The 14,295-nt window shown below is 58.7% G+C and carries 14 protein-coding genes and 1 rRNA gene; all 15 read left to right on the top strand.

From position 1 onward, the window contains the following. The first annotated feature begins 255 nt into the window (after positions 1 to 255). The 15 genes from rrf (at position 256) to scpB (ending at position 14,289) form a co-directional block, all read left to right on the top strand. Positions 256 to 372, top strand: a 5S ribosomal RNA gene (gene rrf, locus DCC25_RS01860). A 516-nt stretch (positions 373 to 888) separates the two neighbouring features. After that, entirely contained in the window at positions 889 to 1,872 is a 984-nt protein-coding gene (locus DCC25_RS01865; protein ID WP_110100421.1) for a thiamine pyrophosphate-dependent dehydrogenase E1 component subunit alpha, read from the top strand. 24 nt (positions 1,873 to 1,896) lie between these two features. Then, positions 1,897 to 2,883, top strand: a complete 987-nt coding sequence (locus DCC25_RS01870) for an alpha-ketoacid dehydrogenase subunit beta (protein WP_110100422.1) — start codon at positions 1,897 to 1,899, stop codon at positions 2,881 to 2,883. An 11-nt stretch (positions 2,884 to 2,894) separates the two neighbouring features. Further along, on the top strand, positions 2,895 to 4,163 hold the full coding sequence (locus tag DCC25_RS01875) for a dihydrolipoamide acetyltransferase family protein (RefSeq protein WP_158524700.1): 1,269 nt from the start codon (positions 2,895 to 2,897) through the stop codon (positions 4,161 to 4,163). A gap of 258 nt (positions 4,164 to 4,421) precedes the next feature. Continuing rightward, positions 4,422 to 5,321, top strand: coding sequence for a hypothetical protein (locus DCC25_RS01880; RefSeq protein WP_110100424.1), 900 nt, complete (start codon positions 4,422 to 4,424; stop codon positions 5,319 to 5,321). Beyond that, positions 5,318 to 6,115, top strand: coding sequence for an HAD-IIA family hydrolase (locus tag DCC25_RS01885; RefSeq protein ID WP_110100425.1), 798 nt, complete (start codon positions 5,318 to 5,320; stop codon positions 6,113 to 6,115). Before DCC25_RS01880 ends, DCC25_RS01885 begins: the two co-directional genes overlap by 4 nt. Continuing rightward, on the top strand, positions 6,108 to 6,275 hold the full coding sequence (locus DCC25_RS11265; RefSeq protein ID WP_158524631.1) for a hypothetical protein: 168 nt from the start codon (positions 6,108 to 6,110) through the stop codon (positions 6,273 to 6,275). Before DCC25_RS01885 ends, DCC25_RS11265 begins: the two co-directional genes overlap by 8 nt. After that, complete coding sequence (locus DCC25_RS01890) at positions 6,272 to 7,084, top strand: TlyA family RNA methyltransferase (RefSeq protein WP_110100426.1); 813 nt, start codon at positions 6,272 to 6,274, stop codon at positions 7,082 to 7,084. Before DCC25_RS11265 ends, DCC25_RS01890 begins: the two co-directional genes overlap by 4 nt. A gap of 122 nt (positions 7,085 to 7,206) precedes the next feature. Then, entirely contained in the window at positions 7,207 to 8,361 is a 1,155-nt protein-coding gene (locus tag DCC25_RS01895) for an NAD kinase (protein ID WP_110099297.1), read from the top strand. 16 nt (positions 8,362 to 8,377) lie between these two features. Continuing rightward, positions 8,378 to 10,105: a DNA repair protein RecN gene (recN, locus tag DCC25_RS01900; RefSeq protein ID WP_110100427.1), complete on the top strand. Its 1,728-nt coding sequence runs from the start codon at positions 8,378 to 8,380 to the stop codon at positions 10,103 to 10,105. A gap of 61 nt (positions 10,106 to 10,166) precedes the next feature. Continuing rightward, positions 10,167 to 10,838: an NUDIX hydrolase gene (locus tag DCC25_RS01905; RefSeq protein ID WP_110100428.1), complete on the top strand. Its 672-nt coding sequence runs from the start codon at positions 10,167 to 10,169 to the stop codon at positions 10,836 to 10,838. After that, complete coding sequence (gene xerD / locus DCC25_RS01910; protein ID WP_110100429.1) at positions 10,807 to 11,790, top strand: site-specific tyrosine recombinase XerD; 984 nt, start codon at positions 10,807 to 10,809, stop codon at positions 11,788 to 11,790. The genes DCC25_RS01905 and xerD overlap by 32 nt, the downstream gene beginning before the upstream one ends. 195 nt (positions 11,791 to 11,985) lie before the next feature. Next, positions 11,986 to 12,846 carry a ParA family protein gene (locus DCC25_RS01915; RefSeq protein ID WP_110099358.1) on the top strand — a complete coding sequence of 287 codons (861 nt, stop codon included), beginning with the start codon at positions 11,986 to 11,988 and terminating at the stop codon, positions 12,844 to 12,846. Beyond that, the gene (locus DCC25_RS01920; RefSeq protein WP_158524701.1) at positions 12,843 to 13,715 is read left to right on the top strand and encodes a ScpA family protein; all 873 of its coding nucleotides are present in this window, start codon (positions 12,843 to 12,845) and stop codon (positions 13,713 to 13,715) included. Before DCC25_RS01915 ends, DCC25_RS01920 begins: the two co-directional genes overlap by 4 nt. Then, positions 13,708 to 14,289 (top strand): SMC-Scp complex subunit ScpB, encoded by a 582-nt coding sequence (gene scpB / locus DCC25_RS01925; protein WP_233487846.1) that lies wholly within the window; start codon positions 13,708 to 13,710, stop codon positions 14,287 to 14,289. The genes DCC25_RS01920 and scpB overlap by 8 nt, the downstream gene beginning before the upstream one ends. Positions 14,290 to 14,295: the final 6 nt, after the last annotated feature.

Below are 14,295 nucleotides of genomic sequence, written 5' to 3' on the forward strand. Positions count from 1 at the left end.
ATGGTAAGCCAGAGACAACACCACACCCTGACACAACACCACCCCAACCGGGGGTGGCCTGTCAGGGTGATCACGAGCAAACACTCACGGCACACACAAAAAACACGACACCCATCGTGTTCTAGCCCAGCACAACCATGCCAACGTCCACTATGGGATTACCCCAACTAACACCGCCGTGTGTGAAACACACAGGCCCACACAATCGAAGACAAGGTTTCCCACCCCCACCCCCTGGGGGTTGGTGAGAAGAGTTACGGTGGTTATAGCGTAGGGGAAACGCCCGGTCCCATTCCGAACCCGGAAGCTAAGACCTACAGCGCCGATGGTACTGCACACGGGAGTGTGTGGGAGAGTAGGACACCGCCGGACAATCATTACACGGTCGGGGACGAACAGACCACCCTGGTGACAACGACGCCACCACCCCCCAGGCTCTGTTCGTCCCCGACCACCATTTAACCCACCAAACACCTGATCGAGGTGTTCAGGTACGCAGGTACGTATTCAGCGCTAAAAAAGTGCCAGTGCTTCGGACTGTGCTATTTTATGTGTATCTGTTGTAGTCTCTTCCAATCATTGTTTGTCACTGACCGCTACCCGGGCGCAATGAGCTAGTGTCCAGTCGTTTCTATCCGACTTCATGCTACGGCGATCACTTCCGCGCGTTTCTTGGTAATGCAACGCGTTCCCTGAGTGCTCTTGACGTGTTGTTGCTGTGGGCATCAGCACCTCAACTGTCGGCCCAGAGGGCGTGGCCCTGGTAATATTAAATATATCGGTAGAGCGTTTAGATAACGATTTACTGATAAAGTTGAATGTCCAAGTTGCACATCGGAACGTTTCCGTGGTGACTTTCCTCAGGCGGAAACGTTGAGGGGCGGGAACATGAAACTCGAGGAGGACCGGCTCATCGAAGCCTATCGGCGGATGAGTCGAATTCGGCAGTTTGAAGAAGTAACAAAAGATTTATTACTTGATGGTCAGCTTTATGGAGCGTTTCACACTTCGGCGGGGCAAGAGGCCTCTATTGTCGGGTCGTGTTTAGCTCTTGAAGAGACCGATTATATGGTTGGTACACACCGGTCACACGGGCACCCTATCGGCAAAGGCGCCGATATCAAGGGGCTGATGGCTGAATTATTCGGCCGCGTGGACGGTGTTAACGAAGGTAAGGGCGGGTCGATGCACCTGTCTGATTTCTCCGTTGGGTCGCTCGGGGAGACCTCGATCGTTGGGTCCGGACTGCCTGTCGCTACCGGCGCCGGGTTGGGCACGAAATTGCAGGGGAAAGACCAGGTCACCTTATGTTTCTTTGGTGATGGTGCTTCCAATGAAGGTGCATTTCATGAGGCTCTCAACATCGCCTCGATCTGGGATCTGCCCGTCGTGTACGTCTGTGAGAATAACGGTTATGGTGAGTTTACCTCCTGGGGAAAGGTAGTGGCATCGGAATCAATCGCTGCCCGCTCCGTGGCTTACGATATGCCGGGCGTTGTTGTTGACGGACAAGAGTTCATGGCTGTGTATGAGGCGGTCAAGACAGCGGTTGATCGGGCACGGTCCGGTGAAGGACCCTCGCTGGTGGAGACTCGCACCTACCGTTTCGAGAACCATGCGATTGGGTTGCCCGTTGAGGAATATCGGGACGACGAAGAGATCGACGAGTGGCGAGAGAACCGTGATCCCCTGGTCCTGTTCCGTGATAAGGCTGAGGAATTCGGTCTGAATATTGCTGATTTAGACAGCATTGATGAAGCGATTATCGATGAAGTCAATGAAGCGGTTGAATTTGCCAAAGCCTCGCCGGAGCCATCGGCGGATGAGGCGTTCACCCACCTATTCACCGAACCCGTCGAGATTCGACACTAGCTGTGTGAGAAGAGGATACAGGCAATGCGTACTTTGACATATCTCGACGCTATCGTCGAAGCACAACGTGACGAGATGGCCCGTGATGAGAACGTGTTCCTCATGGGCTTGGACGTGTCTTGGAACATTACCGGAACAACGGGGAACAAGAATGGCAAACTCTCAGAGCAGTTCGGGTTAGAACGTGTTCGGGACGCTCCCATTTCAGAGAATGGCTACGTTGGCACTGGAGCGGGCGCTGCGATGGTTGGGATGCGACCCATCGTCGAAATTGAAATTGCACCGTTCATCTACGTTGCCATGGACCAACTGGTGTCCATTATTTCGAAATCCACATATATCTACGGTGGTCAAGCATCGCTACCCATAACAATCCGGATGCCCATGATTTATAACGTGGGCAACGCAGCCCAGCACTCGGATCGTCCGATTTCTACCCTTGCAACCATTCCCGGGCTGAAGATTATTGCGCCGTCCACGCCCAGAGACATGTACGGGCTGTTGCGTCAAGCAATCCAAACCGACGATCCGGTGGTGGTCCTGGAAGATTTCACCCGTACCGGTGTACGTGGCGAAGTTCCGGATGCCGACGAGGAATTCACGATTCCCTTGGGCCGGGCCGATATCAAACGGGAAGGCTCAGACGTCACCATCGTGACGGTTGCCGGGGCACTGGGTGCTGCCGAGGCTGCAGCAAATCAACTAGCCGACGAAGGAATTGACGCCGAGATCTTGGACCCGCGATCGATTTTGCCTCTGGACCTGGAAGCGATTCTGACCTCTGTCGCCAAGACAGGAAAGCTTGTTGTGGCCGACCCATGTCATGACTTTTCCTCGATTGCTTCACAGATCTCGGCCGAAGTTGTCCAAGAAGGTTTCTGGGACCTGGAAGCACCGATCCAGCGAGTGACCACTCCGCACACTCACATTCCATACGTGCAGTCGATGGAAAAACCGCTATATCCGAACGCCGACCGCATCGTTGCGGCCGTACACCAAACCATGGAATGAGAGGGGCCGTTGTGACGACTGAAATCAAGCTCCCACAGTGGGGCATGTCAATGGGTGAAGGTACCGTCACGCAGTGGTATGTCAGTGTTGGCGACGAAGTAGAAGCTGGCCAACCTCTCGTTGAAATAGAAGCTGCCAAAGTCACCGACGATGTCAGCTCTCCAACAGCGGGAACCGTTCAGGAAATTTTGGTTGACGTAGACGACACCGTTGAGGTTAACACTGTGCTGTGCGTCGTGGGTGATGGTGCGATGCAGCAACAGGCAGCGCCTCAGGACGGGGATGAGTCACCGTCTGAGACCACTTCGACATCACCGACCGAATCTGAGCGGCGCACCAGCGAGAACACCTCGCATGATGCGGGTGCACCGCGAGGGATTGAAGAAGCTCGCATGAAATCCGGTCGCATCACCGGGGTGGTTCCTTTGGCTCGCAAACTGGCCAAAGAACACGACATCGACCTTGCTCAGATCGACGGCAGCGGAACCTCAGGCCGGATTGTGGCCCAAGACGTCCGAGACGTTATCGAAGGTCGCGACGCTGCACCTGCCGATGACCAAGCCCAGGAGCAACCAAGTACGGCCGAAGCCGGTGGCGTCTCAGCAGAAGGCGAAACGCGGGAGAAAATCCCACGGCTACGTAAAGTCATTGCCGATCGGATGCACGCCAGCCTGTCCGACACCGCACAATATACGCTGACGACCACAGCGGATATCACGGACTTTGAAACCTTCCGGGGTGATGTCGGTGGCGGAGTGAAGAAACCGTCCTACATGGACGCCGTTCTGCGGGCGGTAGCGGCCGCTCTCGGACACCATCCGTTGTTGAATTCCCGACTGGAAGACGACTCCATCGTCGATCCGGGCGTGATCAACCTAGGTTTTGCGGTGGCACTCGAGGACGGGCTCGTTGTTCCGGTGATCCACAACGCCGAACGCCTCGGGCTGGCCGAGATGGCAGAGACCACGCGGGAACTGGCCACACGTGCGCGTGACCAGGACCTGGGCGCTGATGACTTTGATGGAGGAACTTTTTCCATCACTGCACTTGGTGGGCAAGGAATTGATTTCTTCACCCCCATCATTAACCCGCCACAGTCAGCGATTTTGGGAATTGGTCGGGTTCGTGAAGTGCCGACACGGTTTGGGTCAGGCTTCGTGTGGCGCCACGAGTTGCCCTTGAGTTTGACGGTGGATCACCGGTTGAACGATGGGTATCCTGCGGCGTTGTTCCTTGCCGAGGTGGTTGACCTTCTGGGGCAACCGAACAAGCTACTGTAGCGAGTCTCCACGCTGACATTTCACGGTCGTTGGTCCTTCGGTACGGCGACAGCGACCGTGAAATGTGTGCTTTAACGTCTGCTGTGCACGCTGTTGAAGAAGCGCGAGTGGCGAGCACAGTGATTTCAGTTCCTGAGGATGTTTCTCAACCGATCAGTGGCTCAGCCGGCCTCGTCTGACCGAACAACACCGGTGGCTTTCTAGTAGACTAACTCCGACGTGTAGCAAGGTATTTTCGATCGTTAGAACGGCTCGTTAGTGACAGAACATTCAGAACAGCAGTCCTCCCCACGACGTGACCACGGAGGCCAGCGCCCGCACCGTCACAACAACCACGGTGGTCGGTCACACCCAAACCGTGGGCGTGGGCATCACGGGCAGCGATCTGTTCGGGGCCCGCGCAAGGACCGCCCACGGGAGCCACAGATTGACGGAGATGTCACCGGACGGGAACTGGACGTGGCTGTCACCCGCGAACTAGCGGCTTTAGAAGAGCACAACCGCGTCAAGGTCGCCAAGCACTTGGTGATGGCCGCCCGGTACTTAGAAGCAGACCCCGAGCTCGCCTTTGACCACGCACGCGCCGCCTCCAGCCGTGGCGGTCGCATCGGGGTGGTCAGGGAAGCGGTCGGGATCACCGCCTACGAAGCAGAGAAATATCAGGATGCGCTACGCGAGTTCCGGACGTATCGACGTATTTCGGGAGACGATACCCATATTCCGGAGATCGTGGACTGTGAGCGTGCCCTGGGGCGTGGCGAAAAAGCACTCCAAACCGCCGCGGAAGTCAACCGAGAAAAACTAACCAAACGTGTCCGGGTCGAACTTGCTATCGTGGTCTCCGGGATCTTGCAGGACCTCGGTCGCGCTCAGGAAGCCGTTGCAGCGCTCCAGATTCCGGAACTAGATCGGCACAAGGCCTTTAGCTATAGTCCGCGACTATTTACGGCTTACGCGGACGCATTAGAGAACGCAGGACAAGAGCGCGAAGCGCGTCTGTGGCGCCAACGCACCGCTCGAGCGGAATCAGCACTCGGGTTCTCGGTGACTGATGATGATCCAGCGATCATCGACCTCGGTGAAGATTTTGAGCCAGCGCCAGATAAAAGTCCCCGCACCCAGAAAAAACACTCGGGACAAGGAAACCTACGCCGATGAAACTTCGTGACGGACACGATGGGCTCCTCTGTGATCTCGACGGGGTGGTCTATGCCGGGGACCAGTTGATTTCCGGAGCCGAGATCCTCAATGACCTCATCGATCACGGTGTGGCCGTGGGCTTCGTAACCAATAACGCCTCGAAATCTACCGAGGCCGTGGCAGCGAAACTCCAGAAGCTCGGCGTCCACGCCGCGCCAGCTCACGTGTACTCCTCAGCTCAAGCCGGTGTTGAAATACTGCGCGCTGAACAACAGCCCGGAGCAACGGTCCTCGTCGTCGGTTCGGACAGTCTGCGACAAGCGGTAGAACAGGCCGGATTTCAGATGGTGGACCACGCGAGCCAGCAGCCTGAGGCGGTCATTCAAGGTTTCGACCCCGGAATCGGGTGGAAGAATCTCGCCGAAGCGAGCTTCGCAATCCACCGGGGCGCCTTCTGGGTGGCTACCAATTTGGACCTGACGATCCCTCAAGAACAAGGCATCGCTCCCGGCAACGGATCGCTGATTGGAGCGGTCACCCAGGCCGTGGGCAGAGGCCCCGATGTGGTGGCTGGCAAGCCGGAACCGCAATTATTCCAGCTGGCCGCCCAAGCTCAGGGAATGAACCGCCCGCTGATGGTCGGTGACCGGCTCGATACCGATATTAAAGGTGCACATGCGGCGGGATTTACTGCGGCCCTGGTAACCACCGGAATCCACCAGCCAGCCGACGTAGCCGGTCGTGACAGAACAGAACAACCTGACGTGATCATTGATCATTTGGGACAATTGGTCGAGGGCGCCCATGAATGACGACGTTGAACTCACGGATGCCAGGTTACTCGAGATTCTCCAAACTCTCGACGGGATCCAGGACCAAGACATCGCCACCGAGCGTCAGCGATACGAGCAGGTGCTGAATCAGCTCCAGGATCATCTCAACGACCCGAATGCGGCAGGGCCCACGCTGTGACCTCGACACCTGGGCAACGGTTGGACCACTATTTGGTTAGTGCCGGGCTGGCACCCACCCGAAGCCAGGCGGCAGGCTTGATTCAGCAGGGGGTGATCACCGTCAACGGCCAGGTGGTACATAAACCCGGGAAAAAAGTTGCCTCCGACGATACGGTGGAATCCCAGGCCGACCAGCAGCAGTGGGCATCTCGGGCCGGGCATAAACTGGCCGGTGCTTTGGACATTTTCCGCGGAATAGACGTCAAGGGCGCTACCTGCCTGGATGCCGGAGCTTCCACGGGAGGATTTACCGACGTGTTATTGCACCATGGAGCTGGACACGTGCACGCGGTGGACGTGGGCCATGACCAGCTGGTGCCACGGCTGCGAGTTGACCCCCGGGTGAGCGTGTATGAAGGCCTGAACATTCGCGCGCTGAGCCTCGAAACGCTCGGGGAGCCCGTGGAGGTGGTGGTTTCCGACCTATCATTCATCTCACTGACCTTGGTGCTGGAACCGCTGGGTGGAGTGTGTGCCGACGGCGCCGATGTGATGCTGATGGTCAAACCACAATTTGAGGTCGGCAAGAAAGCACTCCCCAAATCCGGAGTGGTGACCGACCCCCAGGCCCGATTGCAAGCGGTGACTCGCGTGGTGCATACTGCTGCCCGGCATGGGCTCGACCCGGTCGGGCTCAGCGCATCCACTTTGCCAGGACAGGATGGCAACCGGGAATTCTTCTGTCACGCCGTGAAAAGGCCCTCCGCCGTCTCGGCCGACGCGCTTGCCGACTGGGTACGACGCCAAAACGTAGACTGGGGAGAGTAACGGTTGACTGACCGGGTCAGTGCCGATGTTTTCTCCACAGAGTGCTGGCCGAAAAGTACACGCTGATCCCGTGAGACGGTACAGTGATCTGAAGCGAGACGCGCGAGCTTGGAGGTATTGGAATGGCGCCACGCAGGATTCTGATCCTGACCCACACCGGTCGTGAAGATGCCATTCAATCCGGACTCGATGTTGCTGACGAACTGTTAACGTACGGGCTACAACCGGTCATGATGCGTGATGATGCCGAAGCGATCAATCAGGCCATTATCACCGGGGCCGTGCCCCGTCGCACCATGGTGGCCGACGTTCTCGAAGATGCCGGTCAGCTTGGTGATATTGATCTGTGCGTGGTGCTGGGCGGAGACGGTTCGGTGTTGCGGGCTGCTGAGCTGGTGCGCGGTACCGAACTGCCGTTGCTGGCGGTCAACCTCGGCCACATCGGCTTCTTGGCCGAATCTGAACGCACCGATATTCCCTCCACCGTGGCTGCGGTGGCTGAAGAGGCTTACGACGTTGAAGAGCGCATGACCATCGATGTCAGAGTTTTAGTTGACGATCAGCTGGTGGCCCGAACGTGGGCATTGAATGAAGCCTCGGTCGAAAAATCCAACCGCGAACGCACTCTCGAGGTCGTCATCGGGGTCGATGATCGCCCGATCTCCACCTTCGGATGTGACGGGGTCGTGATGGCTACCCCGACCGGTTCGACTGCCTATGCTTTCTCAGCCGGAGGACCGGTCGTCTGGCCCGAAGTCGAAACGATGCTGATGGTGCCACTGTCTGCCCACGCGCTCTTTGCCCGGCCCCTGGTCGTTTCGCCGCGCTCGGTCATGTCCGTGGACGTGTTGCAACGCACCAATGAGGCCGGGGTGCTGTGGTGCGATGGCCGTCGAACCGTGGATCTACCCCAGGCAGCTCGGGTGGAAGTCACCCGCTCGGATCAGCCAGTGCGCCTGGCACGGCTGTCGCACACGCCCTTCTCCGAACGACTGGTCCGCAAGTTCAAGCTTCCCACCAAGGGATGGCGTGGGTCGATCTCAGAAGCCGATCGGGCAGAAATAGCCGCCCGATCCCTGGCGCGTCGTCAGTCCGCAGCCTCCACCGGCTCATCCGGGGTTGAAGTCGTGGAGCCACACCACTTGGCACCCAAAGTCGAAGTCACCGAGCCGCGCACCACCGAGTTGCCGGTGGTGACGAAAGCTGATGAGAAGAATCCGCTGGTGACCAGGGCGCAATTACGAGCAGACCGGACGTCAAACCGGTCCGAGGACTAAAGGGGAGGCCAGTACCGTGATAGAGCACCTAGGCATTTCGTCGCTGGGCGTGATCGAATCCGGGGGTCTCGACCTCGGGCCGGGTTTCACTGCCCTGACCGGTGAAACCGGGGCCGGGAAAACGATGATTGTCACCGCGTTGAACCTGTTGCTCGGAGGCCGGGCTGATGCGTCGCTGATTCGTCGCGGAGACCGCAAGGCCGCGGTGGAAGCTGAATTCATTCTGCCCGAGAATCACCCCGTGGCCGGGCTGGTTGAAGAAGCTGGTGGCTCTGTAGACCCGTTGGAGGACAACGTCCAGGTGCTGGTCTCCCGGACAGTGACCGAATCCTCCGGATCCACTCGCTCCCGGGCCACCGCCGGTGGCCGGAGTGTGCCGGTGAGCTTGTTGGTAGCCGTGGGCGAACACTGCATCGCCATTCATGGGCAGTCCGAACAATTGCGCTTGCGTTCTGCGACCGCTCAACGCCAAGCTCTGGATTCCTTTGCTGGAGCCGAGCTGAAAGACACGCTGGAGACTTATCGGAAGAATTTCTCTCGCTGGAACGCAGTTCGAGAAGAACTCCAGGCGCTACGCGCCCAAGCCCAAGACAGGGCACTAGAGGCCGAGAACCTGCAACGCTCGCTGGAGGAGATCGACGAGGCCGAGATCACCGAGGCAGAAGACCAAGAGTTGGCTTCCACCATTGCGCGACTGGAAAATATTGAAGACCTCAGGTCCGCAGCAACTACCGCCCGTGGCGGGCTGGCCGGTGAAGACGACACCGATCTGAATGCGCCCAGCGCAGAAGTGTTAGTGGAGGCTGCTCGACAGTCCTTGGCGAGTTCACCGGGAGATGATCCGGTGCTTCAGCAACTCGCACAACGGCTGAGCGAAGTGGGGATCCAGCTTGCCGATATTTCTACCGAATTGGCCAGCTATCTGGCCGGGCTCGATGATGAAGGCCCGCACGCGTTGGACCAGGCCCAAGAGCGTCGAGCTGAACTGGATCGGCTGAAACGTCTCTACGGTCCCGAGTTGACAGACGTGCTGGCCTGGGCCCAGGACCACCGGTCCCGACTCGATGAGCTACAGGGCGATACCGGTCGCATTGAAGAGCTTGAGACCGAAGAACAACAGCTCCACCAGGCCGTCACGCAGGGAGCAGAACAGCTCCGCTCCCTGCGCCTGGGTGCCGGTGAGATGCTATCGGAGAAAGTTACGGACGAACTGCACGGGTTGTTGATGCCCACCGCCGAACTGACGGTCCGGGTCAGCCCGTTAGAGACCTTCGGGCCCTCTGGAGCAGATGATGTAGCCATTCTGCTACGGCCCCACCCCGGCTCCGACCCGGTGCCACTGGGCAAAGGTGCTTCCGGAGGCGAGCTCTCCCGCGTCATGCTGGCACTCGAGCTGGTACTGGCCGATACCGACCCGGTCCCGACCTTCGTTTTTGACGAGATTGATGCCGGGGTCGGGGGAGAGGCCGCCGTACAGATTGGACAACGTCTGGCCGCCCTGGCTCGTCGGGTTCAAGTCATTGTGGTGACTCACCTGCCACAGGTGGCAGCTTGGGCAGATCACCACCTGAAAGTCACGAAGAATCCCGATACCGCGGCCGGGGTGACGACCTCGGATGTACAGGAACTGACCCGTCGGGAACGAGTTGAAGAACTGGCCCGCATGCTTGCCGGGCATGCTGACTCCTCCTCGGCGCAGGAACACGCCCGCGAGCTACTAGACCAGTCGCAACTTTGCGACTAACTCACTCAGTGAACCCCGGGCGCTCCGTCAGGCCCCGGTGCTAGAGAGGATTCGAGAAATCGTGAAGAACCGTGACGAAGATCAGCGCGCCAACCAGACCCAGGACTGTGTGGATCAGAGCTACCGGGCGCCGGTGAGGCACCGGGAAACTGCTTTCCACGGGGTGGTCTGGGATATCCGACGCGATACTTTCGAGCTGGACGCCGGCGGCAAACGCCAGGAACTGACCCGAGAATATATGGCCCATCCCGGGGCAGTGGCGGTCCTGGCGCTCAACGACCGGGATCAGGTGGCGATGGTGCGCCAATACCGTCACCCGGTGTCCACGTTCTGCTGGGAAATCCCGGCCGGGCTCTTGGACGTCTGCGGCGAATCGCTGGTAGCCGCAGCCCAACGGGAACTGGCCGAAGAGGCTGGCCTGGAAGCCAAAGACTGGCAGATTCTGGTGGATCATTTCTCCACCTCCGGGGCCTCGACCGAAGGGACCCGAATCTTTCTGGCGCGCGAAGTGGCCCAGATTCCCGAAGAGAACCGGGCGGAGCTACACGCCGAAGAGGTGGGGATGCAACTGCACTGGGTGGACCGTGACCGGGTCATTCAGGCAGTACTGGCCGGCGAGATTCACAATGCCAACACCATCATGGCGGTGATGAGTTACACCGTGGGTTCAACCCAGCCATCCTGGCCGGTGCGCGAGCTGGATGATAAGTGGTTGGGTCGTAGCGGTGCTTGATCCGCGCGAGTACCCGGCAGGTTTAAGCACCCCAGCCCAGCGGTACCTCGATGCGGTGAGTATTGAACGGGGCCTATCGGAGAACACTCTGAAAGCATACGAACATGACTTGACTCGCTACGTGAACTATCTGGTCTCCCAGGGGCTGAACGACATCAGCCAGGTCACCACCCATCACGTCACCGGGTTCTTACAAACCATCCGCACCGGGGCCGATGGCGAGACCGCAGTGGTGGCCCGTTCGGCAGCGCGGATGCTCGCCGCCGTGCGCGGGGCACACGAATTCTGGGCGGTCGAAGGGTTGGTGGACCACGATCCGGCTCGGGAGGTTTCGCCACCCAGCCTGGAACAGAGCCTGCCGAAAGCTCTGAGCATCGACGAGGTTGCCCGTCTGTTGGAAGCACCCTCACCGGATACCCCGGCTGGGCTACGGGACCGGGCGCTGCTGGAATTTCTCTACGCGACCGGAGCCCGGATTTCTGAAGCGGTGGCCCTGGATGTTGACGATATTGTCCAGGCTCTGGATGGCACCTCCCAACCGGTGGTGCGACTGTTCGGCAAAGGATCCAAAGAACGCATCGTGCCGCTGGGATCCTACGCCTACCGGGCATTAGACGCTTGGTTGCGTCGGGGACGCCCGGGCATCGTCTCCCGGGGGAGGGGCACAGCGGCACTGTTTGTCAATCTGCGCGGTTCCCGGCTCTCTCGCCAATCTGGGTGGACCATTTTGAAAAAAGCCGCCCAACGGGTCCAGCTCACCGACGAGGTGTCGCCACACACGTTGCGACACTCGTTTGCGACCCACTTATTATCTGGGGGAGCTGATGTGCGGGTGGTCCAGGAACTGTTGGGACACGCTTCCGTGACCACCACACAGGTATATACGTTGGTCACCGCTGAGAGTTTGCGCGAGGTATATGCGACCGCGCACCCGCGGGCGATGAGGTCCTAAAGTGTATACCTTCAGGTTGCACTTTAACCTCAAGGCTCGCCGAGAAAGAGAGTGAACAACGGCTAAACTGCGACTTTCCCATTAGGGTAGTGTTAGAAGAATTTTCGAGGGTCACTAACCCCGGGGAGATCATACACCAGAAGTTTTGCAGGAGCTGTCTAGACCGTGAACGACCAACAGCAACCGTTACCCGTCATGATGGTCACCGGAGAACCGGTGATGGGGCCCACCGGCCGCCCTAAACACGACTTCCCCAACCCCCCGGCACTCGAAACCCACGGTCCGGCACGTATCATTGCGATGGTCAACCAAAAAGGTGGGGTCGGCAAAACTACCTCGTCGATCAACCTTGGAGCAGCGTTGGCTGAATACGGGCGAAAGGTGCTGATGGTCGACTTTGACCCGCAAGGTGCGCTTTCGGCAGGCTTCGGGACCAATCCCCACGAGATGGATCTGACCGTGTACAACGTGATGATGGAGCGAGACATCACTGCTCGCGATGCCATCATCCCCACCCGACACGAGAATATTGACCTCTTGCCGGCCAATATTGACTTGTCGGCTGCTGAAGTGCAACTGGTCAACGAGGTGGCTCGTGAACAAGTGCTCGAACGGGCACTGCGCCAGGTACGCGATGACTACGATGTGATCATCATTGACTGTCAGCCCTCGCTCGGATTGCTGACCGTCAACGCGCTGGCCGCCTCCCACGGTGTCATCATCCCGTTGACCGCAGAATTCTTCGCACTGCGCGCGGTGGCTCTGCTGGTAGAAACGATTGAGAAGGTTCAAGACCGCATCAACCCCGACCTCGAAATCGACGGTGTGTTGGCCACCATGTTCGATGCGCGTACTCTGCACTCCAAAGAAGTAGTCGGTCGACTCGTTGAAGCCTTTGACGATAAGGTTTTCGAAACCGTCATCTCCCGGACGATTAAATTTGCCGACGCCACGGTGGCAGCAGAACCGATCACCACTTTCGCCCACAACCACCCGGGTGCTCAGGCCTATCGGCAACTGGCCCGGGAGCTGATCTGTCGTGGTGGTGCACCGTGAGCCTCGCCGAACTCTCCGGCGATGCCCTCACCACTACAGCGCACCCCGAAGACTTCGAGGAGACCGACCATGGCGGTTTTCAGCTTCGCCTGAAAAATTTTGAGGGACCCTTTGATCTGTTGTTGTCACTGATCGCCCGCAAACGCCTGGAGGTGACCGAAGTCGCCCTGGCGGAGGTCACCGACGAGTTCCTGGCCTATGTGCGCACCATTGAGTCCACGGTTGATGCACTGGATGAAACCAGCTCGTTCATGGTGGTGGCAGCGACCCTGTTAGATCTCAAAACCGCCCGGCTATTGCCGGCTGGGATCTCGGATCCAGACGAAGAACTGGCGCTACTGGAAGAACGAGATCTGTTGTTTGCCCGTCTGTTGCAGTACAAAGCCTTCAAACAGGCTGCTGCGCTGATGACCCAGCGCATGGCCGAAAATGCCAGCGCGGTGCCACGACGGCCCGGTCCTGAACCGGCCCACAGCCACTTTCTCCCACCACTGGTGCTCAACACCACCGTCGAAGAATTCGCGCAACTGGCGCAGCAAGTCTTTTCCCGAACTCCCGTCGAGGATGGCCCTGACCAGGTCGGTACCGATCACTTGCACTCACCGGTGGTCTCCGTCTGGGAACAAGTCAGTATCCTCTCCTCCCGGTTAGCCCAGGCTGGACGGATGAGTTTTACCGAGCTGGTCGCCGATGCCGACAACACCATGACCGTGGTGGCACGGTTCCTGGGTCTCTTGGAGCTCTACCGGGACCGGCTGATCTTCTTGGAACAAGACCATCCGCTAGATGACATCCAGGTGCAATGGCACCCCGAACGTGATGCCCGGCTCCGCCCCGAGCCGTCTGTCACGGAGGGGGAGCATGACTGAGTCTCTGGCCGAGCTACGGGCCAGCCTCGAAGCGGTGCTGATGGTCATCGAAGAGCCGGTGACTATCGATCAGCTGGTCCAAGCCACCGAAGCCACCCCAACGGAGGTACTCCAGGCCCTCGAACGGTTACGCGCCGACTACGACGGTGAAGCTACCGGACCCCGGCGGGGGTTCGAACTGCGCGATGTCGCTGGAGGCTGGCGGATCTACTCTCGTGGTGAGTATGAGCAGACTGTGGAACGATTCATGGTCAGAGGTGCCACCGCTAAACTGTCACCTGCTGCCTCCGAGGCCCTGGCAGTGATAGCCTATTTGCAACCGACTACGCGTTCACGAGTTGCCCAAATTCGGGGCGTGAACTCCGACTCGGTGATTCGGAGCCTGCAAACCCGAGGCTTGATCCAAGATTCGGGTCAAGACCCGCTCACCCAGGCTGTGTTGTACACAACCACCGGATATTTCTTAGAATTACTAGGTCTCGATTCTGTCGCAGACCTGCCGAAACTTTCTCCCTTACTTCCTGGGTTGGCTGATCTTACCGATCTGGACATTCCCAACGACACCGAAGGATAACTCTGT

This window comes from Auritidibacter sp. NML120636, assembly GCF_003185945.1.
Lineage (GTDB): Bacteria > Actinomycetota > Actinomycetes > Actinomycetales > Micrococcaceae > Auritidibacter > Auritidibacter ignavus.

What these genes read in the sequence shown, in the direction of transcription:
- DCC25_RS01865 (WP_110100421.1), top strand. Translation starts at nt 889, where the DNA reads ATGAAACTCGAGGAGGACCGGCTCATCGAAGCCTATCGGCGGATGAGT.
- DCC25_RS01870 (WP_110100422.1), top strand. Translation starts at nt 1,897, where the DNA reads ATGCGTACTTTGACATATCTCGACGCTATCGTCGAAGCACAACGTGAC.
- DCC25_RS01885 (WP_110100425.1), top strand. Translation starts at nt 5,318, where the DNA reads ATGAAACTTCGTGACGGACACGATGGGCTCCTCTGTGATCTCGACGGG.
- DCC25_RS11265 (WP_158524631.1), top strand. Translation starts at nt 6,108, where the DNA reads ATGAATGACGACGTTGAACTCACGGATGCCAGGTTACTCGAGATTCTC.
- DCC25_RS01895 (WP_110099297.1), top strand. Translation starts at nt 7,207, where the DNA reads ATGGCGCCACGCAGGATTCTGATCCTGACCCACACCGGTCGTGAAGAT.
- xerD (WP_110100429.1), top strand. Translation starts at nt 10,807, where the DNA reads ATGATAAGTGGTTGGGTCGTAGCGGTGCTTGATCCGCGCGAGTACCCG.
- DCC25_RS01915 (WP_110099358.1), top strand. Translation starts at nt 11,986, where the DNA reads ATGATGGTCACCGGAGAACCGGTGATGGGGCCCACCGGCCGCCCTAAA.
- scpB (WP_233487846.1), top strand. Translation starts at nt 13,708, where the DNA reads ATGACTGAGTCTCTGGCCGAGCTACGGGCCAGCCTCGAAGCGGTGCTG.